This is a genomic window from Halanaerobium saccharolyticum (assembly GCF_004362045.1).
In the GTDB taxonomy this organism is placed as follows: domain Bacteria; phylum Bacillota; class Halanaerobiia; order Halanaerobiales; family Halanaerobiaceae; genus Halanaerobium; species Halanaerobium saccharolyticum_C.
In genome coordinates, this window is sequence record NZ_SNWX01000007.1 from 33991 (window position 1) to 59465 (window position 25475).

Here is a 25475-nt window from a genome sequence, read left to right on the forward strand (position 1 = left end):
GATTTTAGTTAGCTTCATATCTCAATTCTGGCTCCAGATCTAGATCCTCATCAAGTTCTTCCGCTTCATCATCTTTATCCATTGCTGGTAAGATTAAATTCATTACTATCCCGACTATCGCTGCCAGTCCCATTCCACCAAATTCCAGCCCAGCAAAGCTCAGAGTCAGATTTGAAATTCCAACTACCAGAGTAACTGAAACAATAACCAGGTTTCTATTTTTAGAAAGATCAACATTATTTTCAACTAAGGTTCTGAGACCGATTGAAGCTATCATGCCGAAGAGTAAGAAAACTATTCCACCCATAACTGCAGTTGGGATAGTCTGAATTAAAACTCCCACCTTCTGAACAAAGGAACTTAAGATTACTATTACTGCTGTCAGCTGAATAATCATTGGGTTATATACTTTTGTTAGAGCTAAAACTCCCACATTTTCTCCATAAGTTGTGTTTGGAGGTCCACCGAAAAGTCCGGCAACTAAGGTTGCAATTCCATCTCCCAGGAGGGTTCTGTGTAAACCAGGTTCTTCAATAAAGTCTTTTTTAACAGTGGAGCTGATTGCCACAACATCACCTAGGTGCTCAACCATAGTTACTAAGGCAATCGGTGCCACAAGTGTAATCGCTTTTAAGTTACCACTTACTGTTGGTAAGGCAAACTTAGGTAAAGCAACCCAGGAAGCTTCCATTACCGGAGCAAAATCCACAAGTCCTAAAAAGGCGGCAAAGGTATAACCACCGATGATTCCGAGCAAGATTGGAATTACCTTAATAATTCCCTTAGCAAATACACTGACTCCGACTGCGATTGCCAGAGTAACAAAGGCTACCAATAAATGTTCCGAAGCCATATCTTTTGCTGTTGGAGCCAGTCCCAATCCAATTGTAATGATTACCGGGCCAATTACTACCGGCGGCAGCAGCTTACGGAAAAATTCTGTGCCCAGCAGTCTAATTACTACTGACATTAGAGCATAAACAAGACCAACTGTGATAATTCCAAGCATAGCTCCATCTCGACCAAACTGATTTTGAGCCGCTATGATTGGAGCGATAAAGGCAAAAGAAGAACCGAGATAGGCAGGTACTTTTCCCCCGGTAATTAAGTGGAAAATCAGGGTTCCCAGTCCAGATGTAAAAAGTGCCACTGCCGGATTTAAGCCTGTCAGTGCTGGTACCAGTACTGTTGAGCCAAACATAGCAAACATGTGCTGTAGAGCCAGTATAAATAGTCGATTCCTTGTAATCCCATCTTCTTTAAGTTGAGCTAAATTTTCTTTACTTTGTTTTAAAATTTTCATTTTATACCTCCTGGATGTTATAAAATTATTGAAAAACTTTTGTCAAATTCCCTCATTAAAAAATAATAAAATTCATTTAGACATTAAAAAACTCCCTACCAGCGAACTGATAAGGAGTTTAGACTCATTTTGCATTCTCTACCTCAACTGACAGTGGTAGAGTTCTGCTAAGTAAATTCCTTACCGGCCTCTCTGGACCAATTTAAAGGATCTTTTATTAAATTATTTAAACTTAAGTTTTTTCCAGCAGTAAAACTGCATCTTTTTCGTCAATTTCTTCAAAATTAACATCTACCACTTCTTCTTTAGAAGTTGGTAAATTTTTACCAACAAAGTCTGCTCTAATCGGCAGCTCGCGGTGGCCTCTATCAATCATAATCGCCAGCTGAATCTGTAAAGGACGTCCCAGATCAATTAGGGCATCTAAAGCCGCTCTTACCGTTCTACCTGTATAAAGTACATCATCAACCAGCACAACTTTTTTACCAGTGATATCAAAAGGGATTTCTGTCCGATGTACAATTGGCTGCTGAGCTACAGTGGACAGATCATCACGGTAAAGAGTAATATCCAGAATACCTGTTTGTAATTTGATACCTTCAATTTCTTCAATCTTAGCTGCCAGTCTTTCGGCAAGTGGAACTCCTCTAGTCCTGATACCAATCAAAACCAGATCAGCAGTTCCTTTGTTTTTTTCTAAAATCTCATGGGCAATTCTTGTAATTGCACGTCCCATGGCTGCAGAATCGATTAATTCTTTTTTGATCTTCATTTCTGATTTATCCAAAAAAATTACCTCCTCTTTAGGGAGAATATTTCTAGCGACAAAAAAATAACCTTCTCACAGCATAGTAAGAAGGTTGCTAAAATTTATATTTTCCCTTACTAGCCTCTCTGGACTAATTTAAAGAATCATTATTTATTTGAATTAATTTTATCAGAGTATAAATTTTAAGTCAAGGGTTTATTTTTGTTTTAGGCAGCATATTTTAGGTACCGGGTACAAAAATGATTTTTGTACCCGGTACCAATAAATTATTATATGGAAAATAAATCCAAGTGCCCGGTACCTAATATTACTTTTGATAATCCTGAAGTGCTTTATACTCTATTCTCTCACCATGTTCAATTTCCTTTAAAACTTTGAGCATAGCATGAGTGGTATCCAGAGAAGTTAAACAGGGAATTCCCATTTCTACAGCTGACCTTCTGATTTTAAAGCCATCTCTTTCCGGAACCTTTCCTTTAGTTAAAGTATTGATTACCAGATCAACTTGATCATCAGCAATCATCTCCAGTGAATCAGGTGAGCCCTCTCCTATCTTTTTAACAATATCAACTTCCAGCCCCTCTTCTTTTAAAGCTGCTGCTGTTCCCTCAGTGGCAGCAATTTTAAAACCGAGTTCTGCAAAGTCTTTAATATAACTTACTGCTTCTTCCTTATCTTTATCGGCAATTGTAGCCAGAATTGTACCAGCTCGGGGAATTTCAAGTCCAGCTCCAATTAATCCTTTATAGAGGGCCTTTTCATAACTCTCAGCAAGCCCAAGAACCTCACCTGTTGATTTCATCTCCGGTCCCAGATTGGTATCTACCTGAGTTAATTTAGAGAAGGAAAAAACAGGCACCTTAACTGCTACATGCTCTTTTTCAGGAACCATTCCACTTTCCCAACCTAAATCTTTTAATTTGCGACCGAGTAAAGCTTTTGTTGCCAGATCAACCATTGGTACTCCTGTTACTTTACTGAGATAAGGAATTGTCCGGCTGGAGCGGGGATTAACTTCAATGACAAAAATTTCTCCCTCGCTGACCACATACTGAATATTGACAACACCTTTGACATTTAGGGCCCTCGAAATTCTTTCGGTATATTCCACCGCTTTTTCTTTCAACTCTTCCGAAAGACGATGTGGGGGATAAACCGCTATACTGTCTCCCGAATGAACACCTGCTCGCTCTACATGCTCCATAATTCCAGGCACGATAACTGTTTCTCCATCAGAAATTGCATCTATCTCAATCTCAGTCCCGGTTAAATATTTATCGACCAGTACCGGTCTGTCAGGTGATACTTTAACAGCATTTTTCATATATTCTTCTAATTCTTCTTTATTATATACAACTTCCATTGCTCGACCTCCAAGTACATACGAAGGTCTAACAAGTACTGGATAACCAATCCCAGCTGCAATTTTTTCTGCTTCCGCAAGTGAAGCGGCAACTTCTCCAGCCGGAACAGGTATCTCAAGTTCATTTAAAAGTCCAATAAATCTATCCCTATCTTCTGCAAGGTCAATGGAGTCAACTGAAGTTCCTAAAATTTCTACTCCTGCTTCTGCCAGCGGCTCTGCTAAATTAACGGCAGTCTGACCACCAAACTGACAGATTACACCTTCAGGTTTCTCATTCTCAATAATATGCATAATATCCTCTTTTGTCAGGGGTTCAAAGTATAATCTATCTGAGGTATCAAAATCTGTACTCACAGTTTCTGGATTATTATTAACAATAATCGACTCATAACCTTCTTCGTTTAAGGTCCAGGCAGAATGAACACTGCAGTAATCAAATTCTATCCCCTGGCCAATTCTAATTGGACCTGAACCAATAACCATAACTTTTTTCTTATCTGTTGGTTCAGCCTCATTAACCTTCTCGTAGGAAGAATAATAGTACGGTGTTTCTGCTTCAAATTCTGCCGCACAGGTATCCACCATTTTAAAAACTGGTTTAAGCTGCAGCTGATCTCTAATAGATTTTATTTCTGCTTCAGTTCTTTCAGTTAAAAGAGCAATCTCCGAATCCGAAAATCCTTTTTCCTTAGACTCCAGCAGAAGTTCTCTACTTTCATTTATCTTATCTTTATTTGCTGCCAGCGAGTTTTCTAGCTCGATAATATTTTTTATTTTGTGTAAAAAGAAAGTACTAATCTCAGTGAACTGATGGACTTTCTCAACTGTCCAACCACGACGAAGCGCTTCAGCAATCACAAATAATCTATTATCATCTGCTGCAAATAAATCTTCTTCAATCTCCTGATCACTCATTTTTCTAAATTCTTCTAAATAAAAGCCATAACGTCCGATTTCCAGTGAACGCACCGCCTTAAGCATTGAAGCTTCCAGATTTCTTTCGATAGCCATTACTTCTCCGGTCGCCTTCATCTGAGTTCCAAGATCACGATCTGCATAATGGAATTTATCAAAAGGCCAGCGAGGAATCTTAAAAACTACATAATCTAAGGCCGGTTCAAAACAGGCCGTAGTTTTACCCGTAATCGCATTTTCTATCTCATCTAGAGTGTAACCCAGGGCAATCCGGGCTGAAACTTTAGCAATCGGATATCCTGTTGCTTTGGAAGCCAGAGCACTGGAACGACTGACTCGAGGATTTACCTCAATTATATAATACTGAAAACTCTCTGGATCCAGGGCATACTGAACATTACAGCCTCCCTCGATCCCCAGGGCTCTAATTATCTTTAAGGCAGAGCTTCTAAACATCTGATATTCTTTATCTGTCAGAGTCTGGCTGGGAGCTACTACAATACTATCTCCAGTGTGAACTCCAACCGGATCAAAGTTTTCCATGTTGCAGACAACTATACAGTTATCATTTTTGTCCCGCATTACTTCATATTCTATTTCCTTCCAGCCTTTAATACTTTTCTCTATTAAAACCTGTCCGATTAGACTGTGTTTAAAACCACGGGCGGTAATCTCTTTTAATTCCTCTAAATTATCAGCAACTCCACCACCGGTTCCCCCCATTGTATAGGCCGGACGCACAATAACAGGATAACCAATTCCTGCTGCAATTTTTTTTGCCTGATCAATATTTTCCGCAATTTTGCTGTCTAAAATTGGTTCTCCTATTTCATTCATTAATTCCTTAAAATTATTTCTATCTTCTGCCTTCTCAATTGTATCAATTGGAGTTCCTAAAAGCTCTACATTCAAATCTTTTAAAATATTTGTTTCTGCTAAATCTATTGCTAGATTTAGAGCAATCTGTCCTCCTAAAGTAGGAATCAATCCATCCGGATTTTCTTTTTTTAAAATTTCTATTATACTATCAACGGTTAAAGGTTCAATATATACCCGATCTGCCATATTCTCATCTGTCATTATTGTGGCCGGGTTGCTGTTAACAAGTACAACTTCCAGCCCTTCTTCTTTAAGAGCCCGACAGGCCTGACTTCCTGAATAATCAAACTCTGCTGCCTGACCAATAATAATTGGCCCTGAACCAATAACCATAACTTTTTTGATATCTTCTCTTTTAGGCATCTTTTCCTCCTTTAAATTTTTGAAATTTATTGAAATGGAAATATTTTCTAAGTACCCGGTACCATCAGCTGGTACCATCAGCTCATCATTTCTATAAATTGGTCAAATAAATAGTGTGAGTCTTCAGGTCCTGGAGAAGCTTCTGGATGATACTGAACAGAAAATGCCGGATATTTTTGATGTTTAAAACCTTCTACTGTTTTATCATTAACATTAATATGGGTCAATTCCAGCTCCAGATCCAGCAAAGATTCTTCCCTGATCGCAAAACCATGATTTTGAGAAGTGATATAGACTCGATTTGTACTTAAGTCTTTAACCGGATGATTTGCTCCCCGGTGACCGAATTTAAGTTTATATGTGTCAGCACCACAGGCTCGACCTAAAAGCTGATGACCAAGACAGATTCCAAAGATTGCAACTTCACCTAAAAGATCAGCAATTGTATCTGCCACATAGTCTGCAGCTTCCGGATCTCCGGGACCATTCGAAAACATTACTCCATCAGGTTCAAAATTTAAAATTTTCCTGGCTGAAGTACTGGCCGGAACCATTATTACTTCACAATTCCGCTTAAGCAGTGAATCCTTAATATTTGCTTTAGCTCCACAGTCAACTAAAACTACCTTATATTTATTTCCTGCTCCATATTTTTCAATTTCTTCTCTGCTGACCAGTGAAACTAAATCTCGACCTGCAAGTCCGGGAGCTTTTTTTGCTTTCTCTATTAATTTTTCTTGATCCAAATTTTCAGTAGTTATGATTCCACGCATTGTTCCCTGTCGTCGAAGTATTTTAGTAAGAGCTCTGGTGTCTATCCCACTGATTGCTGTAATTCCATTTTCCTTTAAGTATTTCTCAAGTTTCTTTTTCAGGCGCCAATTTTCCGGTTCTTCAGCAAATTCTTTGACAATAAAACCATTAACATGTGATTTAGAAGACTCAAAATCATCAGTATTAATTCCATAATTACCTATCAAAGGGTAAGTCATACATACTATTTCTCCTTTGTAGGAAGGATCAGTTAAAATTTCCTGATATCCAGTCATACTGGTGTTAAAAACAATTTCGCCAGCACTTTCTTTTTCAGCCCCAAAAATTTTCCCTTCGAAAATACTCCCTTCTTCTAGAACAAGTTTTGCTTTTTTCATTGAACTACCTCCACTTTTTTCTTTTACTAGAATCACTGCAGTGATTTTAGTAATTCTACTTTATTACTTTACTACTTTACTTTTTTAATCAGTTTGTAAATCAAATCACTAAAGTTTATTGATAAAAATAAAACCCTCGCCCCAGAAAGAATGGTTTGAAGGTTAAAATTGATATAGTTAGACTATAAAATCTAAATATAGCTATACCTGTATACCTTTACCAGCCTCTCTGGACTGATTTAAAAGGAAATTATATTCTTTTATTATTGTTGTATAGTTTACCATTTAAAAATTAAACTGTCAATAGAGAAGCTAAGATTAAGAAAATTAATTATTTTAGATTAATTAATACTTAATTTAACAGCATTTTCTTAATTTTAATTAAATTTTTCTGGCCTTATATTTGGTATGCAGTAATTTATGAGCAATTTCACTACCCGGATTTTCAAGATAGTCATCATATGACTTTTTAATATACGGATTTTCGTGAGACTTCCTTAACTTTTTATTCTTATCTATCTGATAAATAGCCTGCTGCCTTTTTTCTAAAACATTTTGATCAGAGGAAATTGGCTGGCCTCCACCACCCATACATCCTCCCGGGCAGGCCATAAATTCTACAAAATCAAACTCTTCTCCCTCTTTGACCATTTCCATTACTTTCCGGGTATTACCAAGTCCATTAGCAACAGCAGCTTTTAGTTTTAAACCACCAATCTCTACTTCTGCCTTTTTTATTCCTTGCAGACCTCTTACATCTTCAAATTCTATTTTCCTAAGTTCTTCTCCAGTGATTAGTTCAGTAGCTGTTCTCAGTGCTGCTTCCATTACTCCACCAGTAGTCCCAAAAATATCTGCTGCACCTGAGGAAACTCCTAACAATTCGTCATATTCACTCTCTTCTAAATTAAGAAAATCTATACCTGCCGACTTAATAATAGAAGCAAGTTCTCTAGTTGTTAAAACATAATCCACATCTCCTGCCATCTCTTCTCTCTTCGATTCAAACTTTTTGGCTGTACAGGGCATTACTGAGACTACCACAATATCATCAGGATTAATACCTGCTTCTTTTGCATAATAGCTTTTAGCAACTGCTCCAAACATCTGCTGGGGTGATTTAGCAGATGACAAATTATCCAGGTACTCTGGATAAAAATGCTCAATAAATTTAATCCAGCCCGGACTGCAGGAAGTAAATAGTGGCAATTCTCCCTTATTATTAATTCTTTCGATTAATTCTGTACCTTCCTCCATAATTGTTAAATCAGCGGCAAAATTGGTATCAAATACTGCATCAAAGCCAAGTCTTTTTAGTGCTGTAACCAGCTGACCGGTAGATATATCTCCTGCCTGCTTGGAAAAAGGTTCGGAAATTGCAACTCTAACTGCAGGTGCAGTCTGGACAACTACATGTTTACTTTCATCATTTAAAATATCTAAAACTGAGTCTTTTTGATAAAGTTCGTGCAGAGCACCTGTGGGACAGGAAAGAATACACTGACCACAGTTAGTACATTCTACATTCCCCATACCTCTATCTTTAAAAGTGGTAACTACAGTTTCTGGACCTCTATTTGCTGTTGTAAAAATGCCAATACCCTGTACTTCTTCGCATTTTCTGATACAGCGATTACAGCTGATACACTTTTCTGGTTCTCTAACAATTGAATAACTGGAGTTATCAATACTATCACCGCGTTTGATGGGGGCCAATCTCATCTTAGATAATCCAATATCTTCAGCAATATCCTTTAACTCACAGTTGCTGGCCCGGCTGCAGGTTAAACAGTTTAGCTGACAATCAATATTATGAGTTGCAATAATTAATTCAAATAGATTTTTCCTCAGGTCTCTTACCTTTTTAGAATGAGTTTTTATTTTCATTCCTGCTTCAATTTTAGTTGCACAGGCAGGTTTAAGCAGATCTTCTCCTTCAATTTCCACAACACAGAGTCTACAACCACCATAAATTGACAGTCCATCTTCATAACAGAGAGTAGGAATATTTATATTTGCTTTTTTGGCAGCATCTAAAATACTCATTTTTTCTTCCAGTTCTATATTAAGTCCATCAATTTCTGCTCTAAGCATAGATTTTACCTCCAAACTTTAATTCTTTGCCATAGTTTTCAATAACCGATGTTATAAAATTAAGAGAAGACTGTCCCAGTCCACAGCGAGCTGCCAATCTAATAGTATTACCAATATCTGAAATTAATTCAGTATCTATTTTCCCGTCTTCTTCTTTAAATGCTTTTAATATTTTATTAATCTGCCTATTTCCTTCTCGACAGGGAAAACAGGTGCCGCAGGTTTCATCCATATAAAATCTGGAAACATTCAACATTAAATCTAAAAGATCATGCTTTTTACTGACTGCAATAACCGCTCCAGAACCCAGACTGCTGCCTCTTTTTTCAAAAGCCTGGTAGCTGTAGGGAAAATCTAAATCATCTGCTTTAATTACTGCCGTTGAAATTCCTCCAGGTATCACAAATCTTAAATCCTCACTCCCCTTAATGCCTCCACCTAAATCATAAATTATTTCTATAAGAGTAATTTGGCCAAACTCAACTTCATAAAGCCCAGGTCTATTTAGATCACCACTTAAACAGAGTAATTTTGTTCCCCGGCTTCCTTCAGTTCCAAGCTCTGAAAAATCTTCAGAATCCGGATTCATAACTTCTGCGGTACAGCATAAACTCTCAACATTATTAACTACTGTCGGCTGCTTAAACAATCCTTTTTCAATCGGATAAGGAGGTTTAATCCGGGACCGTCCCCTTTTTCCCTCAATGGAATTAATTAATGATGTTTCATCCCCGCATACATAGGCACCTGCTCCTCGAACAAGTTTTAATTCTAATTTAAAACCACTGTTAAATAGATTATCATTTAGAATATTTTTCTCTCGAGCAGCTTTAATTATTTCAGAAAACACCTCAATTGCTCTTGAATATTCTCCTCTAATATAAATATATGCCTTATCTGCACCAACAGCATAAGCTGCAAGCATAATACCTTCCAGAACTTTCAGCGGCCTTTCTTCCAGTAAATATCTGTCTTTAAAAGTCCCTGGTTCTCCCTCATCAGCATTACAGACCACAAATTTTTCTTTCCCTTCAACATCTGCTGCCATTTCCCATTTGATTCCTGTTGGAAATCCTGCTCCCCCACGGCCTTTTAAATCTGAATCTTTTATTTTTTGAATTGTTTTTTCTCTACCAATTTGTAGTGCATTTTTTATTGATTTAAATTCATAATTCGAAATATCCAGCAGTTTATCCCCTTTTAGATATAATTTTTCCTGAACCATAAGCTCACTCCTTTCAAAAATATTCCTGTAAAGTTGAAGTTAAAATTACATACAGTCATTTAAAATTTCCAGAGCCTTATTTTTATTTATTTTTGTAAATATCTTATTATTAACCATCATTACAGGACCTTCTCCACAGTGGCCCAGACATTCTACCACCTCTAATGTAAATTTTTTATCCTCTGTAGTCTGGTGACTTTTCAAGTCCAGATATGACTTTACAGCCTTTAGAACAGAATCGGATTCGTTGAGATGGCAGGAAATAATGTCACAAATTCTAATTATATATTTTCCTGTCGGTTCGGTATAAAACATTGAATAAAATGAAATAACTCCGTAAACATTTGCTCTGGATAATTGATATTTCTCAGACAGATTTTCAATTTCAGCTTCCGGAATATAACCATAAGTATTCTGAAATTGATGCAGTTTTTCTAAGAGGCTGTCCTGATAAAATAGAGATTTAAACTTATCCATTAATAACCAACTCCTTTGTGATATTTTTAACTAAATTAATCAAATTTTTATGAATTTTCAGTCTTTTGAGTCAAAAATATATACTTTTTCTCTTCTGACTTTTCTGCGTTAAGTTAATAATATCACATCTGAACCATTATAATCAAATGTTAATAACTTCTTTTATTTATAAAATATTAAATTTATTTAAAGTTTTTATTAATTTTCTCTAAATTTATTATTTTTTCCATTATAAATCCAATCAGAAAAATTGAGATTAAAGTAAAAATAAATCTGAGTATTGAAAACTTGAGTCCTATAAATTGAATTTCCACTCCTAACTGAGGAATTTTCAATGAAGCCCAGACTCCTAAAAATATTATAACATTAGAAAGACTTGCATTTTTGCGCAGGAGTTCTGCTGCAATTGGAAAAGCAATATACATTGGTCCGGTGGGCAGTGTTCCCAAAAAAACTGCTAGAAATTTTCCCTTGAAGGAAGAATTATATCCTAAATATTTTTCTACCAGTGCTGTGGGCACCCAGCGGTCAGACAATCCCATAATAACAAGCACTGCCGGAAAAATCATAACCATTTCTCTTAAGTAGCGAACTGATATAGAAACTGCATCTGGAAATCGTTCAGGAAAAAAATATTTAAATACTGCCAGTATTATTCCCCAAAAAATAAGAGTTTTAATTATCTTTTTAAGATTATCTTTTATTTTTTTCTGCTGCTTTTCAGCCTGTATTTTTTGGTTATTTTCTTTTCCATTTGTATTTTCAATATTTTTTGCTGCTCCCATTAAATAAACACCCCAATCATAAATGCAATTACTACAGCAAAAATCAGAGCAAGACTATTTCTATAAATTGTTATTTTTTTACCTAACTCTTTTAATTCAACTGGAAGAGTAACAAAACCGACCATAGTTAAAGTCGTAATAAAAGCTGCTATCGGTGTATATGAAGCTCCAGCATCAATTAGAGATCCAGCTAAAGGGAGGGCAATCAAACTGGGAATCATCATTACTGCTCCAAATAAAGCGGCTGCTCCAACCTGAATTAAAGAAAAATCTCCTCCTAGAAATTCTTTAATCAACTCTGGTGTCAAAAAAGCAAAAAGATCTGATTTTTTTACATATATTTTTTCTTTATAAAATAAAATTTCTGGACAATCAGCAGCTTTTAAAGAGCTGAATCATCACTTAACCAGTTTTGACCCGCTTTTTTAATAGCTACTGCTCCCAGAGGAGCTGTGACTACAATAGATAAGACTGCCAGGGCCAGAATCAGTTCTCCTGAAGCTACACCTGCCGCCAGAGGTATTGCACCAATTGCAGCCTGAACTGTAGCTTTTGGTGTATATGCCAGAACACAAAAAGCTCTTTCTTTTAAATTAAGATGGGTTCCAGTTAATGAAATCAAAACACCAAGTGATCTTGCACCTAATCCTATAGCGATGATAATTAATCCAATCAAACCTGATTCCAGCGCAAGGTAAATATTTACTTCGGCCCCGATTAGAACAAATAACATCAATTCTGCAAAAACCCAGATCTTATTAAATTTAGAGGATAATCTTTTCCCTAAAACTGAATAACGCTCCTGAATTACAAAACCAATTACCATAATTCCAAGTAGAGTAGCTATTGGAACTATTCCTTCTAAAAAATGTTCTAAAGAATTCATTAGAATTCCGAAACTCAAAAGCAGCAGTGCCTTTTTGGTATCACGAATATGATATTTTTTAAAAATATAAATTAAAAATAAAGCAATCCCTGTACCTAAAATAATACCCAGCAGAATTGCAATTGGTACATTTAAAACCTGTCTCAAAACATTGATCTGCTGGCCTCCATAAATACTTAAAAAAGCAGAAAAAATTGTGATTGCCACAACATCATCAACTGAAGCCCCAGTTAAAACCAGAGTGGGAATCCCTTTTTTTGTTCCTTTCTGCTGTTCAATTAAAGCTAACATCTGGGGTACTACTACTGCCGGTGAAACCGCAGCTATAATAAAAGCTAAAATACCAGCTTCTACAAAACCAAAATTCAGCAAATAAATAGCAGCTAAAATCACAGCTGTCCCTTCCATTAACCCGGGAATAAAACTTAGCTTAACTGCTGGAACTCCCACTTTTTTTAAGGTTTCCTTTTCAATCCCCAGACCAGCCCTAATTAAAATCACAATTAAAGCAATCATTCTTAAATCTGAAGAAATATTTAAGATATCCTGACTTATTAAATCAAAGCCATAAGGGCCCAAGAAAATTCCAATTAAAAGCATTCCCAGTAAAGCAGGCAGCTTTAATCTATCAAAAAACCTCCCAAATAATAATGCAAATAAAATAATTAGAGCTAAACTTAAAGCCAAAGTAATCTCTCCTTTCTTGGTACCTTGGTACCGGGTACTTGGAAATTATTTCCAAGTACCCGGTACCATAAACCATAAAAAAAACTCCTATCTAGATAGGGTAATCCTAAATAGATAGGAGCCATCAACTGTCATTTCCTCCAGTAGTTAAAAGGGGAGCTCCATCCCCTTAATTCATTTCATTTACGAATATCTTATGTAAATCTACATTTAGATCAAAACCAAGTTCTCGCAAGCTGTGATCAAAAGCCTTTAAAGTGCGATATAATTTTTCTTCATAACAATTTTCTCCCATATGGCCAATTCTGATTAATTTATCTTCAAATTCTCCCAGTGAGGCTGCAATCATCACATTATGGCTTTCTGTCATCAGCTGATTTAACTCCTGATAAGTTATACCCTCCGGTATTACTATTGCAGTAACTGTATCAGAATGACCATTTTCGGAATATAAATTAAGATTGGATTGTTTTATTGCTTCTCTGACAGCCGCAGCAATTTTACTGTGGCGCTCAAAAACCTCTTTATCTGCCAGCCATTTATCCAGAGCCGCATCTAGAGCATAAATATCACTTACTGCCTGAGTATAAGGGAAATATTTTTCTTCATACCAGTTCTGCCAGAGCTGTAAATTGGTATAATAACCCCTGACAGCAGTTTTTCTATTATTTACCGCTTCCCAGGCCGCATCACTGACGCTCATAAAAGTCAGTCCCGGCGGAACCGAAAGACATTTTTGAGAACCTCCAAGAATTATATCAATTCCCCATTTATCTACCTCTATCGGCACACCACCAATTGCAGAAACAGAATCTACAACGGATAAAATATTATATTTATTTAATAAATTAGTGATCTCTTCAGCATTATTTATTACCCCAGTTGGAGTTTCACAGTGAACAAAGGTAGCAAATTTAAAATCGTTTTCTGCTGCCAGCTTTGATTTCAATTTATCTATATCAATCTCTTTATCATATGGGAATTCCCATCTTATAACATCTGCTCCATAAAGATCAGCAAAATCAGCGAATCCTCTCCCGAAGATTCCATTATCTAAGACTAAAACCCTATCTCCTGGCTCGATTAAGGAAGCACAGGCAGATTCCAGTCCTAAAATCCCCTCCCCACTCATAATAATCACATCATTTTTTGTTCTCATTACCTGCTGCAATTTTGAACTTACATCCAGGTAAAAATCAAAAAATTCAGGATCAAGATCAGGGTTGGTAATTTTGCGACTCATTGCCCGTCTAACTTCTTCGCTAACCTCAGTTGGACCGGGTGTCATTATTAGTAAATCACTCACAAAAATCACTCCCATATTTTTACGGTCTAATATAGATTTTATAACTTTTTATAGGAGATTGTCAAGCTGATTTGTCTCAGAAACTGTACTGTCATTTTTGATTTGAAGTGATTATCGTTGAATAAACAGTACAGCCTCTTTTTTTGAACAATTACTTATTTTTTCAGTTCTGGAGTCAAAGCTAATCTTTAATCCTGAATTCAACCAGAAATAAAGGAAGTAAAAAGGCACTGATCATAATTACAGCCAGGGCAACAGCCTGAGATAAATTTGTCTGGGTCAAACTATAAATTGCCGTAGTTAAAGTCTGAGTTTTGCCGCTCATATTACCAGCAAAAATTATAGTGGCTCCAAATTCCCCAGCTGCTCTTAAAATCGAAATGATTAAAGCTGTAGTAAATCCTCTTAAACTTAATGGTAGATAAACTTTAAATAAAAGATCATTTTCAGCTGCACCTTCAACTACAGCTGCTTCTATTATGTTTTCATCAATTGAAGAAAATGAGTTTTTTAAGGTCAAAGTAAATAAAGGCAGCATTACAAATAGTTGAACAATAATAAGGGCAGTAAAACTAAAAACAAGATTAGAAGTCAAACTGGCTAATATCCCTCGACTGCCAAAACTTAAAAGTAGTGCTAGACCAGTAATACTTGGAGGAAGCAAAAGCGGTAAACTGATCAAAATATTTAATATTTTATTAATATATTGATTTCTACGGCTGATCAGATAACTGAAGGGGGTACCCAGCAGTACTGTCAATGAAGCGGAAATACTTAAGGAAAAAAATGTGATTTTAAATGCAGATAAGATATTGACACTACTGAAAACATTAATAATATCTGTGACCGAGCTTTCAATAAATAGAGATGAGATTACAAGACCAATAAAAATTATATTCAAAGCTGCTGTCAGAATAATTAAAATTTGAGCAGTAAAGGAAAAGCTCTGAGGTTCATTAAAATAAGTCGGTGAAAATAGAGCTGTTTTTTGATAACTGTTGTTTTTCTTTTCTGCTTCTGAGAAAATATTCTCATTCATTTATTTTGCACCTGCTTAAAATTATATTCTCCAAATACTTTCTGAGCTGCCGTACTTAAAATATAATTATAAAATTTTACTGCTCCAGCTTGCGATTGCTGGCTCAACCCCATATAATAACTGGCCTCAATATTATATTCTGCCGGAATCTCGACTTTATACAAATTTTCATCCTGACTGTAGTCACTTAAATAGACAATTCCAGCCTCAGCCGCTCCTAATTTAACTTTATTTAATACACTTTTTACATCAAATTCCCGGGAAACAACTGCAGAATCAAAACTGTTTTTTAATTTTTGTCTCTTTTCTTTATTTGAAATTGATTTTAAATATTGATTGAACATTTTTAGAGTATAATCTCCAACCGGAACTGCTTCTGCTCCAATAAGCAGAGAATAATCACTGCCCAGTAATTGTTCTAGATTGGCAACTTTTTTACTGCTAGAGTTTATGATTATAATCAATTCATTTTTAGCAAATATTTTATCTTTTGTAATCATATTTTCCTTTTTTAACTGAGCTAAATAATGAAAATTAGCTGATAAAAATAAATCAAATTTTACTCCCAGTTTAATCTGACTAAAAAGTGCCTGGCTGCCTGCATAATTGATTTCAAGTTCAAAATTAGTATTTTCCGCCTCAAATCTTTCTTTTATTTCATTTAAAGGCTCCTGTAAGCTGGCTGCTGCCATTACTCTAATTGCAGCAGCGGCAGATGTCTGGAGTGTAAACATAATTAGAATCAATATAATAAAACTTAAAATCAAGCTTATCTTTCTTTTTTCCATCTTTATCAACCTCTTTAAAATCAATTTCGTTAGGTTTAACCTCATATAATGGGAACATAGTAATTCACTTAATAGTTACAGTTAAATAAATCTAGATAATTTCTCTTCTCACAATTTTACTAAAAACCTCTACTAGGTGAGGCGAAAATTGAAGACCGCTGTAATCAGCTAATTCTGTCAGAGCTGCTTCAATCGATTTAATTGAAGAATAAATATTAGAAGAAGTCATTACATCAAAAGCAGAGATAATAGAGATAATCTGAGCCATCTGGGGAATCTGCTCCCCTTCTAATCCTTCAGGATAACCGCTCCCGTTCCACCATTCATGATGGTATTTTGCAATTTCAATAATTCTCTGGTCATAACCAGCTTCTTCTAAAAGATTAGCTCCTATTTCGGGATGCTCACTAACTACTTCTTTCTCTACTTTATCTAATTTTCCTGGTTTATTTAAAATATCATGTGGCAGTAAAAGTTTACCAACATCATGTAATAGAGCTCCCTTTTTTAGAAGCTCAATTTCAGCTTTTGACATTTTTAATTCTTCGGCAATCATTTCTGCAAAAATAGCAGTTTTTTGGGCGTGTCTTTGATTATGTAGGTCATGCCCCTCAAACAAAAGTAATATTAAATTCATTTCATTATCCATAATTAATCCCCCCTTAAGCTTTTACAATTGGTATCTGTTGATAAGTAGAAATTTCTTTTAATTTTTTGAAATCAGGAGAACCCACCTTTTGTTTGAGCTGACCCTGTTGATCTACCTCTAAGTAAATATTTGATCTTGGCCTGTCTATAAAAATAAAATCTCCAGCAGAACTAATTTTGATATTACCTGCTGTATTTTTGATATAAATCCCCTTACCCACTTGAAATTCAGTAACACTTAAGGAGCTTCCTACCTCCTTTAAATAAATATAATCTCTGGCAAAATATTTTCCACCTTTGATAAAACCTCTGCCAGAAATATTAATAATACTCTGCCCCGAATGAATCGTAGAATTATAGCAGCCCTTTTTCATGATAATTACATTTCCAGAAGCAGTAATTTCCGAATTCTGAATATATTTTGCATAAACATCTGATTCCTTTAAATTTTCCTGTGAATCAATAATATTTTCCAACTCTTCTCTTAACTTTTCAAAAAGTTCCGTGTTTTTAAGCCTCAAGATTTTTTTATAACCCTTAAACTCAGAATGCAGTTCTTTTAAAGTAGCTGCAGCTTTCCATTCAAAATTAAATTCTTCCATCTCTTCGGCCAGCTCTGCAACATGTGGTGGTAATTCTTTAAACTTATCGGTTAAGAGCAGCCGTAGGATCCTTCCAAGCTGCATATTTTTTTCTAAAAATCCTTTTCTATTTTTGGCAGCACCTAAAATCTGATCAACTGCCTGGAGAAGAGCATCCAATTCTTCATATAATTTTTTAATCTTCTCTATTAATTTTATTGGCATAAATAATCCGGCTGTGATTTCACTATGGACAATATTTTCTTTTACCAGTACATCACCATCTACTGAAGCCTTACAGCCGGCAATACTTTTTTTGACCTGCAGATTATTCCCAATTCTGACATCAAAATAATCAAAAATTCCTCCCTGAACAATTAAATCCCCTTCGTATTTAATATTTCCGGTCGTTTTATCAACATCTCCATTGACAACATACTGAGGTACAATTGATACCACAAATTTATCTTTTTTCTTTTCAATTTTAGGTCTGCCAGCATCCACAGCTACTGCTTTCATATTATTCTTAATCAATTTAATACCATTGCCTGCTGTCAACTGATAATCCTTAACCTGTGGAGCTTTAACCCTTTCCTGCTGGACATTTATCCCGTCCTTGCCTGGAACTGCCGGTATTTTTTCGGCTACAATCTCTCCTACAGAAAAAGAAGTAATACAATTAAAATCACGGCTCAGAGTTCTTTCGTCTTTTTCTACTGGTTCAATTTTTGCATCCTCACCCTGAATTACTTCCTTTCCTTCGGCAATCAAAAAATTTCCGCTCTTATTATTTTTTGCTATTTCTTCTATCAGATCTTTTTTAACTCCATACCTGACTCTATTCTGCAGCAGAATAATTGAAATTTCCGATTTTTCTATTTCAGGATATTCTTCCCCTGTTTTTTCGGCTTCAACTTCTACGAGATCAGAGGGCGAATGATCTTTAATTTCAAGCTGATAGGAAGGCTGCAGCTCAATATTTAAATAAGCCTCCATAGCATTATTATTCAATTCTAAACTGAGCTCTTTTTTAGCATCCTGATTTTCTTTTTTTATTTCAATTTTACTGTCAGCAAAAACTACCCTTTCTTCTTTTATTTTTTCGCCATTTAGATAAATTTCAATTCCTTCTCCAGGTTTAAGTCTGGCATACCTGCCATTACCTTCTGGATCAGAAACTAAAATTTTACCCTGTTTAATTTCTATTTTTCCATTGCTGTTAGTCATAGTTACACCTTCTTCCCCTATTTTTACAAAGAACCATCCCTCTGGATAAAGGTGGCAGTCGGGCAATCATAGCTCTCAAGCCTTAGACCCCTTAACTTTGCGTCACTGTTTTTCAACAATTTTGCCTTTTATATACTCTAATATTTATATTCTTGATTAGCACTCATTATCCTTTATTTTAACAGAAGCCCTAAATCATTTTTATAGTGTTTAATCAGGCAAAGTTGGATAGTTTATATTATGTATCCTCACAAAAACTTCATAATATTTGTTAGCTATAATCTTGCAATAAAACAAAGCTTTTATTATACTTAATGTAAATAAAATTTTGGGAGGTGATGCTAATTACTGCTCAAAAGAATAACAAAGAAGAAAATTATGAAAAAGATGGAAGAATACCTTTTATTATCAGCAGCTCCTACCTTCTAACTTTTTTATTTATTAGACTGGCTGTAATGATTGCCGGTTCTGCTGGTAGTGCAGCCTCAACTGCTGCTAAAACTGGTGATCTACAATTTTATATCGGTTCAAATATAATCCTTTTCGGCTATCATATTCATCATTTATATATCGGAATATTTCTAATTGCTCTGGCCGGGTGGTTTTCGATTACCAGGACAGAATTTATAGACCGCAGAGACAATGCTTTAATTTATGGAATCGGACTGGGATTGTTTATGGATGAGATTGGTTTATTATTAAGCGGGGGAGATTACTGGCACAGCACAACTTATCTCTTAAGTTTACTGCTCGGAGGAATATTTTTGAATATAATATTTTTCCCGGATTTCTGGAAAGATTTAAGATCACATCTGGGAGAATTTAATCCAAAAAATAAGATCTTAAGGCATTATAAATCAAGTGCCTTAATTTCGGGGGTGGATAAATTGGCAGATGAAGCAGATAAAACAGGTAAAGTAACACTGGTATTTTCAGGTTTAATTTATATAATTGTTGGAATGTTAATTATTTCTAACCCAGAATTAGTTTATTACTGGGTTGCAGGAGGATTTTTCCTGCAGGGTTTAACTAAGTTTGTAGAAGCCTGGAAAGCTTAGAAAATATATCAATGGAGCCGGTGACAGGAGTTGAACCTGCAGCCTGTGGTTTACGATACCACTGCTCTACCAATTGAGCTACACCGGCTTTTTTCTACTAAAAAGCCAGTACTATCCCACCTTCATTGGCATAGACTGTGCTGATTCCAGCAGTTTCTACAATAATTATTTCTCTGAAATTGTACTTTTCTGAAGCCTGTTCTTTTATAAATTCTGCTTTCTCTAAAGCATTACAGTGAGCAATACCAAGTACTTTCTGTTCTAAGTTTTCTCCCTTTTCTCCAATTTTATCTATCAGCTTTCTAACTGCTCTTTTACTACCTCTGGCTTTATCAACAAGAGTTATAGTTCCTTCTGCAGTAGCCCCTAAAACGGGCTTTATATTAAAAAAAGAAGCAATTTTACCTTTCAATTTTCCCATGCGTCCTGCTTTAATCAAATTATCTAAAGAATCTAGTACAAACAATGTCTGCATTTCTTCAACGTATTTTTCAGTCTTTTCTACAATCTCTTCTCTAGTTAAACCAGCTTCGATTAATTCACCCAATTTATAAGCAATCATTGTCTCACCTGCAGAAGCACTAAAAGAATTAAAAACTTTGACAAATTTATTTTCAGCCTCTTCCATCAGCATTTCCTTTGCCAGGACAGCATTCTGATAAGTTGCACTCAATTCTTTAGAAAGTGTTACCACAAAAATATTTTCGTATTTTCGATATAAATCTAAAAAAGGCCCTGGACCCGGACTTGCAGTTTTAGGAGCCTCACTGCTGTTGCGCATTGCGTTTAATAGACCTTCTCGATCAAGATCTTCATCATCTACAAAGTGCCTATTTCCCACATCTATCGACAGTGGTGCTGTTGAGATATTAAATCTTTTTCTTAATTCTTCTGTTAAATCACAGCAGATGTCAACTATTATTTTGAAGTCCATAGTATTACCTCCAATATATTCTATTTAAAACTTTAAAGTTTAATCTACTATATAATTTTATCTTTATTGTAAGCAAAAATCAACAAATTAATTCAATTTTATTTTCAATTTGCACATAGAAAAGCCCCGACCAAATTAACAGTCGGGGCAAGCTTACATAATTATGTTTTAATTATATAACTTCAACATTCTCTGCCTGAGGTCCACGATCGCCTTCAACGATTTCGAATTCAACTTCCTGACCTTCTTCTAAAGTTTTGAAACCTTCCTGCTGAAGAGCAGAGAAATGTACAAATACGTCGTCGCCATCTTCTCTTTCAATAAAGCCATAACCTTTTTTCTCATCAAACCACTTAACTTTTCCTGTGTAAACCATATTAATATCTTCCTCCTAAAATTTAAGCTGAGTATGTGTAACTAGTTTAGAATACTCAGTGATTTAAATATATCATTTGATTTCTTATTTGTCAAATTTTTCTGATTTGCAATTTATCAATATATTTAAATGTATTGATCTTATACTCACAATCACTTACAATTTAAACCTGGAAATAGAATCTGATAGCTCTTCTGCCATCTCTGCCAGCTCCTGGGAAGCAGTAATAATCTCATCTGTGGCTGCATTCTGTTCCTGACTGGAAGCTGCAACTTCTTCAGCGTTGGCAGCTGCAGTTTCACTTGCTGCTGCAATTTCTCTAATTGCTCTTTCTACATCCTCACTATTTGCTGCCATTTCTTCTGCTTTATTATTTATATTGGTAATTATTCTGCTTAATACTCCTGCTGTATGTTCTATTTCTTCAAATGCTGTCCCACTTTCCTCAATAGAACTAACACTGGAATCAACTACTTCTTCTGTTTCCTCCATGTTTTCTACCGAAGCCTGTACATCTTTCTGAATATCTGCTATTAATTCTGTAATCTCATCTGTGGCCTGATTTGATTCTTCAGCCAGCTGTCTTATTTCGTCTGCTACTACTGAAAAACCGCGTCCCGCCTCTCCTGCTCTGGCAGCCTCAATGGCTGCATTTAAAGCAAGCAGATTTGTCTGAGAAGATATATCTTTGATCAGACTAACAATTTCTCCAATTCTCTGGGATGACTCAGCCAGAGAATGAACTGCTTTTTCTACCTGTTCCGAATTATTCTTAACTTTATTGACTTCAGCTGCAGATTTATCAATCGACTGATTACCTTTTTCTATATTTTCCATTACATTCACTGACTGACGGTCCATAGCATCAGAAGAAGTATTGATCATTGTAATCTGTTTGATTAACTCTTCCATAGTTGCAGAAGTTTCCTCAACCTGAGCTGATTGTTCTTCAGTGTTAGAAGCCACTTCCTGGATAGCTTTACTTACCTCATCTGCACTTTCTCCAACCTGATTTCCACTTGCAGACAGTTCCTCACTGGAGGCTGCAACCCGCTCTGAAACGTTTTTGACATCCAGAATCATTGATTTTAGGTTATTGATCATTTCGGAAAATGAATTTGTTAATTTTCCAATTTCGTCTTTCCGCTTTAGATATTTATCCTCAATATTAATATTAAAATTACCGGCTGCCAGTTTCTGGGCAGTTGCAGTAACATAATTAAGCGGTTTTGCTATATAAGAGGCAATAACTACTGTAACTATTATTCCAATTATTAAAGCAGCCAGTGCAATAATTAAGCTGACATTTTTCAAATTAACAAGGTCACTCATAACTTCTGACCTGTCTGCTGTCATAGCAACAGACCATCCATTTATATCTACAGGATGATAGGCCATTATTTTTCGCTGATTATTAAAGCTATAATGAACTGCTCCACTTTTTTCTGCAATCATCTTGTCTGTAATTGAAATAAGATCCTGATTGCTTTCGGCCAGTTCTCTACTTGCTATGTACTCCTGTTCCGGATAAGCAATGGTATTTTTATTTTGATTTATAATCCAGCCATACCCGGCCCCATTGATGTTCATCTCAGTAATTAACTGCTGTAAATACTCAGTAGAAACAGTTCCAATTAAAACACCAACCTGTTCTCCCAGGTCAACAATAGGTACCGCAATAGAAATCACATTACCCTCAGTTAATTGACTGGGACGTGCATTTGAATATGTGACTTCGTTTGTTTCTAGCGCCCTCTGAAAATAATTTCTGTCGGAAACATTAATATTTTCACCGCCAACTACATTAGCTCTTCCATCCGGTCTTGCCACAATTATATTTTCCAGTTCTGGATGTTTTGCTTCTTTGAGATATCTTTCCTGACTGCTCCACATCATAGTCTGAACATCATTAGAATCAGCTAAATCTTTTAAGAATACTTCTATCCCACTTAGCCATTGATTAATGGTGTTAGAATTCTGTCTCGCACTCTCTTTAGCACTTGACATTATTGTTTCTTCTAAAATATTTGTTGATTGATTATATAAAGTAAAAGCTGTTCCACCAACAATAAGTAAAATTAAGATTGTGACTGCCAGTAACATTTTTCCCTTGATTGAATTAAGCATTTAAACCCCTACCTTTTTTCTATGTGATAGTAAAATTATATCATACAGACTGAATATTGCAATCTATAGAAATAATAGATTCTAATTCATTTATTGGCATCGGACGATAATAATAGTATCCCTGTACAAAATCACAGTTCAATTTCTTTAATATTTCCAGTTCCTCTTGTTCTTCTACTCCTTCTGCAATAACCATAAAATCAAGCTCATGGGAAAGTTCAATTATCTTTTCAGTTAAGATTCTGGTTTTTCTCTGATCTAAATTACGAATAAAAGACATGTCAATCTTTAGCATATCAATCGGTAGTTTAGCTAAATAAGAAAGCGAGGAATAACCCTTACCAAAATCATCAAGAGAAATATAAAAGCCAGCTCTTTTTAATTTATTTAAATTTTCTAAGTCTCGCTCAGCTGCATCCAGAAAAATTGATTCTGTAATTTCAAAATCAATCTGATCAGGACATAATTCCCTTTTTTCAATTAAATTTTCTAAAAAAGTAATTAGTGAATCATCCTTTAGATCATAGGCAGATAAATTAATTGAAATTATTTTTTCTGATTCTCTTAATACTTCATTCTCCGAGAATTCTTTAATCACTCTTTTGATCACCCAGCGGGTAATTTGAGTTATTAAGTTGCTCTGTTCGGCAATCGGAATAAAATATCCGGGCGAAATCTGACCAAATTCTGGATGATGCCAGCGAAGTAAAGCTTCCAGAGCTACTATTTTTTCGTTTTGTAGATTAATTTTAGGCTGATAAACAAGATTTAGTTCTCCGTTTTCTACAGCTTTTCTCAAATCATTTTTTAACTGACTATTATTTAGTTTTTCAAAGTAAATAGTCCGATCATAGATCTGATAAAGTTTACTGCTGTCTTCAATTGTATGCATCGCGTGATGAGCTCTGGTAATTAGGGTTTTAGCTTCATCTCCATCTTTAGGATAAATTGTAATACCAATTTTAAAATTCAAAAAATAATTAATTTCATTTTCTTTCCAGAGCTTTTTTATTGAATTCAAAATTTCTTCTGCCTTAGCTTTAATTTCTTCCTTGTTAGATATATTTTTAAATAAAAGCAAAAATTTGTCACCATAATAATGACTTATTAAATCAGGTTCTGAATCATATTTTAGAATATCCGCAATTTTTTGTGCAGTCTGATTTCCATGTAGTGAACCAATTACATTAGATATATTGTCCATGTCTATTACTTCGAGATAAAAAACAGAAAATTCCCGCTCCGTTTTAGAATTCTGAGAGATTTTAATCTGACTCTCCAATTTTTCAGAAAAATATTTTTCATTGGGTAAATTGGTAAAATCATCGTAATAAGCTAACTGATATAATTTATTTTCTAACCGTTTTTCTCTTGTTATTTCTGTTGTAGTTCCAATTACTTTAACTGCTCTCTCCTCGTCATTTTCTAAAAATCTACCACTATGTTTGATATAAATATACTTTGAATTATTTTTTACTCTAAAAACATTCTTATAATTTTTATTTTCCCCAGCAAGAAAAAGATCCCATTTTTCCTGAGCCTGTTTTCTATCTTCAGGATGTATATATTCTTTTATTGATTCAATTGGTCCCTGCCGAGTATATTTTTGATGGATATTTAGTTTATTCTGGGCCCAATAAGATAAATATAATTCTTTTTTCTTCAGATCATATTCCCAGATTCCAACATCTATCATATCCTCAATTAAATTAAATTTTTTAATTTTATCTTCTTCAGTTTTAATTTTTTCAATTTTATCGATGATACTTTTACTAATTACATAGTGACTTTTTAATCCTCTTTTTATAAAAACATAAATTAAAATTGAAGAAAAAACTACAAAAAGAAATTCATTGATCAAATGAGAGAGGACAAAAAAATTGTTTTCAGAAAAAAAGTAATTAATTAAATATTCAAATGTTAAAATCCAGATGACTCCCAGAGCAAAGTATTTCACCATGATTTTAAAACTCATCCGTGATGGGTCAATTTCTTCCAGCTTATTTTTTAGTTTAAATATAACATCCATTTATGACCCTCCAAAGTAAATTTTTGTATTTCTAGCTGCTAAAAGTATGTTAATAAAAAGAAAAAACCGACCATTAGAGGTCGGGCGTTAATCTCTGCAGCCTGGCAGTCTCAGTAAGACCCATAGCTTTGCGTCACTGCTTTACAGCAGTTTTGCCCTTAATTCAATATATTTTCTTTTAGTAATTATATTGTACTAAAGCTAAGACTATAATTCAAGTTATTTGATTAACAAATTTTGTTTTAATTTCTTGTTATTTCAAAGTGACAGCACTTGCTTTTGCTATTTTTCTATGTTAAAATAGATAATGTTGATGCCGAAGTGGTGGAATTGGCAGACGCGATGGATTCAAAATCCATTATCCTCACGGATGTGTGGGTTCGAGTCCCACCTTCGGCACCATCTTTACATATCAACAATTATAGGACTTTTTAAGATCTCCTTACCGGGAGATTTTTTTAA

20 protein-coding genes, 2 tRNA genes and 3 riboswitches are annotated in these 25475 nt (G+C 35.0%); of the genes, 2 read left to right on the forward strand and 20 right to left on the reverse strand.

The features are described 5' to 3' along the window. Positions 1–4 precede the first annotated feature (4 nt). The 15 genes from DFR79_RS06230 to DFR79_RS06300 form a co-directional block, all read right to left on the reverse strand. Complete coding sequence (locus DFR79_RS06230) at positions 5–1303, reverse strand: uracil-xanthine permease family protein (RefSeq protein WP_133514642.1); 1299 nt, start codon at positions 1301–1303, stop codon at positions 5–7. A 232-nt stretch (positions 1304–1535) separates the two neighbouring features. Next, on the reverse strand, positions 1536–2075 hold the full coding sequence (pyrR, locus tag DFR79_RS06235; protein ID WP_133514715.1) for a bifunctional pyr operon transcriptional regulator/uracil phosphoribosyltransferase PyrR: 540 nt from the start codon (positions 2073–2075) through the stop codon (positions 1536–1538). Positions 2076–2379: 304 nt separating this feature from the next. Continuing rightward, entirely contained in the window at positions 2380–5595 is a 3216-nt protein-coding gene (gene carB / locus DFR79_RS06240; RefSeq protein ID WP_133514643.1) for a carbamoyl-phosphate synthase large subunit, read from the reverse strand. 77 nt (positions 5596–5672) lie between these two features. After that, positions 5673–6746: a glutamine-hydrolyzing carbamoyl-phosphate synthase small subunit gene (carA, locus tag DFR79_RS06245; RefSeq protein WP_133514644.1), complete on the reverse strand. Its 1074-nt coding sequence runs from the start codon at positions 6744–6746 to the stop codon at positions 5673–5675. Between the two features lie 381 nt (positions 6747–7127). Beyond that, positions 7128–8840 carry an NADH-dependent [FeFe] hydrogenase, group A6 gene (locus tag DFR79_RS06250; protein WP_133514645.1) on the reverse strand — a complete coding sequence of 571 codons (1713 nt, stop codon included), beginning with the start codon at positions 8838–8840 and terminating at the stop codon, positions 7128–7130. Then, positions 8833–10065 (reverse strand): complex I 51 kDa subunit family protein, encoded by a 1233-nt coding sequence (locus tag DFR79_RS06255; RefSeq protein WP_133514646.1) that lies wholly within the window; start codon positions 10063–10065, stop codon positions 8833–8835. The genes DFR79_RS06250 and DFR79_RS06255 overlap by 8 nt, the downstream gene beginning before the upstream one ends. Before the next feature lie 45 nt (positions 10066–10110). Continuing rightward, positions 10111–10542: a complex I 24 kDa subunit family protein gene (locus DFR79_RS06260; protein ID WP_133514647.1), complete on the reverse strand. Its 432-nt coding sequence runs from the start codon at positions 10540–10542 to the stop codon at positions 10111–10113. Between the two features lie 182 nt (positions 10543–10724). Continuing rightward, on the reverse strand, positions 10725–11327 hold the full coding sequence (locus DFR79_RS06265; RefSeq protein ID WP_133514648.1) for a permease: 603 nt from the start codon (positions 11325–11327) through the stop codon (positions 10725–10727). Further along, positions 11327–11623, reverse strand: coding sequence for a hypothetical protein (locus tag DFR79_RS06270; protein WP_243727726.1), 297 nt, complete (start codon positions 11621–11623; stop codon positions 11327–11329). The genes DFR79_RS06265 and DFR79_RS06270 overlap by 1 nt, the downstream gene beginning before the upstream one ends. 86 nt (positions 11624–11709) lie before the next feature. Next, positions 11710–12900, reverse strand: a complete 1191-nt coding sequence (locus DFR79_RS06275) for a cation:proton antiporter (RefSeq protein WP_133514649.1) — start codon at positions 12898–12900, stop codon at positions 11710–11712. A 108-nt stretch (positions 12901–13008) separates the two neighbouring features. Next, a riboswitch (Fluoride riboswitch) is annotated at positions 13009–13078 on the reverse strand. Further along, a complete protein-coding gene (locus DFR79_RS06280) occupies positions 13070–14206 on the reverse strand; it encodes a pyridoxal-phosphate-dependent aminotransferase family protein (RefSeq protein WP_133514650.1) in 1137 nt (378 codons plus the stop codon). (Overlaps the previous riboswitch by 9 nt.) Positions 14207–14387: 181 nt before the next feature. Beyond that, positions 14388–15245, reverse strand: coding sequence for a molybdate ABC transporter permease subunit (locus tag DFR79_RS06285; RefSeq protein ID WP_133514651.1), 858 nt, complete (start codon positions 15243–15245; stop codon positions 14388–14390). Next, positions 15242–16033, reverse strand: a complete 792-nt coding sequence (gene modA / locus DFR79_RS06290; RefSeq protein ID WP_166637992.1) for a molybdate ABC transporter substrate-binding protein — start codon at positions 16031–16033, stop codon at positions 15242–15244. Before modA ends, DFR79_RS06285 begins: the two co-directional genes overlap by 4 nt. Before the next feature lie 91 nt (positions 16034–16124). Continuing rightward, positions 16125–16682 (reverse strand): HD-GYP domain-containing protein, encoded by a 558-nt coding sequence (locus tag DFR79_RS06295; protein WP_133514653.1) that lies wholly within the window; start codon positions 16680–16682, stop codon positions 16125–16127. Positions 16683–16695: 13 nt separating this feature from the next. Then, complete coding sequence (locus tag DFR79_RS06300; RefSeq protein ID WP_133514654.1) at positions 16696–18489, reverse strand: FapA family protein; 1794 nt, start codon at positions 18487–18489, stop codon at positions 16696–16698. A gap of 50 nt (positions 18490–18539) precedes the next feature. Further along, positions 18540–18625, reverse strand: a riboswitch (cyclic di-GMP riboswitch). A 202-nt stretch (positions 18626–18827) separates the two neighbouring features. On the opposite strand from DFR79_RS06300, the gene DFR79_RS06305 reads away from it, so the two are divergent. Beyond that, a complete protein-coding gene (locus DFR79_RS06305; protein WP_243727727.1) occupies positions 18828–19547 on the forward strand; it encodes a hypothetical protein in 720 nt (239 codons plus the stop codon). A 12-nt stretch (positions 19548–19559) separates the two neighbouring features. On the opposite strand, the gene DFR79_RS06310 is transcribed toward DFR79_RS06305, so the two are convergent. The 5 genes from DFR79_RS06310 to DFR79_RS06330 all read right to left on the reverse strand — a co-directional run bounded on the left by DFR79_RS06310 (position 19560) and on the right by DFR79_RS06330 (position 25013). Then, positions 19560–19635, reverse strand: a tRNA-Thr gene (locus tag DFR79_RS06310). Positions 19636–19644: 9 nt separating this feature from the next. Then, positions 19645–20481 (reverse strand): DegV family protein, encoded by an 837-nt coding sequence (locus DFR79_RS06315; RefSeq protein WP_133514656.1) that lies wholly within the window; start codon positions 20479–20481, stop codon positions 19645–19647. Between the two features lie 172 nt (positions 20482–20653). Further along, positions 20654–20857 carry a cold-shock protein gene (locus DFR79_RS06320; protein ID WP_076545296.1) on the reverse strand — a complete coding sequence of 68 codons (204 nt, stop codon included), beginning with the start codon at positions 20855–20857 and terminating at the stop codon, positions 20654–20656. A 156-nt stretch (positions 20858–21013) separates the two neighbouring features. Further along, positions 21014–22984: a methyl-accepting chemotaxis protein gene (locus DFR79_RS06325; RefSeq protein ID WP_133514657.1), complete on the reverse strand. Its 1971-nt coding sequence runs from the start codon at positions 22982–22984 to the stop codon at positions 21014–21016. Positions 22985–23024: 40 nt separating this feature from the next. Beyond that, positions 23025–25013, reverse strand: coding sequence for a bifunctional diguanylate cyclase/phosphodiesterase (locus tag DFR79_RS06330; protein ID WP_133514658.1), 1989 nt, complete (start codon positions 25011–25013; stop codon positions 23025–23027). 92 nt (positions 25014–25105) lie between these two features. After that, positions 25106–25180: riboswitch (cyclic di-GMP riboswitch) on the reverse strand. Between the two features lie 148 nt (positions 25181–25328). On the opposite strand from DFR79_RS06330, the gene DFR79_RS06335 reads away from it, so the two are divergent. Beyond that, positions 25329–25415 (forward strand) — tRNA-Leu (locus DFR79_RS06335). The last annotated feature ends 60 nt before the right edge of the window (positions 25416–25475 follow it).

What these genes read in the sequence shown, in the direction of transcription:
- DFR79_RS06325 (WP_133514657.1), bottom strand. Translation starts at nt 22,984, where the DNA reads ATGCTTAATTCAATCAAGGGAAAAATGTTACTGGCAGTCACAATCTTA.
- DFR79_RS06265 (WP_133514648.1), bottom strand. Translation starts at nt 11,327, where the DNA reads ATGGGAGCAGCAAAAAATATTGAAAATACAAATGGAAAAGAAAATAAC.
- DFR79_RS06295 (WP_133514653.1), bottom strand. Translation starts at nt 16,682, where the DNA reads ATGGATAATGAAATGAATTTAATATTACTTTTGTTTGAGGGGCATGAC.
- DFR79_RS06300 (WP_133514654.1), bottom strand. Translation starts at nt 18,489, where the DNA reads ATGACTAACAGCAATGGAAAAATAGAAATTAAACAGGGTAAAATTTTA.
- DFR79_RS06250 (WP_133514645.1), bottom strand. Translation starts at nt 8,840, where the DNA reads ATGCTTAGAGCAGAAATTGATGGACTTAATATAGAACTGGAAGAAAAA.
- pyrR (WP_133514715.1), bottom strand. Translation starts at nt 2,075, where the DNA reads ATGAAGATCAAAAAAGAATTAATCGATTCTGCAGCCATGGGACGTGCA.
- carA (WP_133514644.1), bottom strand. Translation starts at nt 6,746, where the DNA reads ATGAAAAAAGCAAAACTTGTTCTAGAAGAAGGGAGTATTTTCGAAGGG.
- DFR79_RS06305 (WP_243727727.1), top strand. Translation starts at nt 18,828, where the DNA reads ATGCTAATTACTGCTCAAAAGAATAACAAAGAAGAAAATTATGAAAAA.
- DFR79_RS06255 (WP_133514646.1), bottom strand. Translation starts at nt 10,065, where the DNA reads ATGGTTCAGGAAAAATTATATCTAAAAGGGGATAAACTGCTGGATATT.
- DFR79_RS06285 (WP_133514651.1), bottom strand. Translation starts at nt 15,245, where the DNA reads ATGAATGAGAATATTTTCTCAGAAGCAGAAAAGAAAAACAACAGTTAT.
- carB (WP_133514643.1), bottom strand. Translation starts at nt 5,595, where the DNA reads ATGCCTAAAAGAGAAGATATCAAAAAAGTTATGGTTATTGGTTCAGGG.
- DFR79_RS06320 (WP_076545296.1), bottom strand. Translation starts at nt 20,857, where the DNA reads ATGGTTTACACAGGAAAAGTTAAGTGGTTTGATGAGAAAAAAGGTTAT.
- DFR79_RS06230 (WP_133514642.1), bottom strand. Translation starts at nt 1,303, where the DNA reads ATGAAAATTTTAAAACAAAGTAAAGAAAATTTAGCTCAACTTAAAGAA.
- DFR79_RS06260 (WP_133514647.1), bottom strand. Translation starts at nt 10,542, where the DNA reads ATGGATAAGTTTAAATCTCTATTTTATCAGGACAGCCTCTTAGAAAAA.
- modA (WP_166637992.1), bottom strand. Translation starts at nt 16,033, where the DNA reads ATGGAAAAAAGAAAGATAAGCTTGATTTTAAGTTTTATTATATTGATT.
- DFR79_RS06330 (WP_133514658.1), bottom strand. Translation starts at nt 25,013, where the DNA reads ATGGATGTTATATTTAAACTAAAAAATAAGCTGGAAGAAATTGACCCA.
- DFR79_RS06315 (WP_133514656.1), bottom strand. Translation starts at nt 20,481, where the DNA reads ATGGACTTCAAAATAATAGTTGACATCTGCTGTGATTTAACAGAAGAA.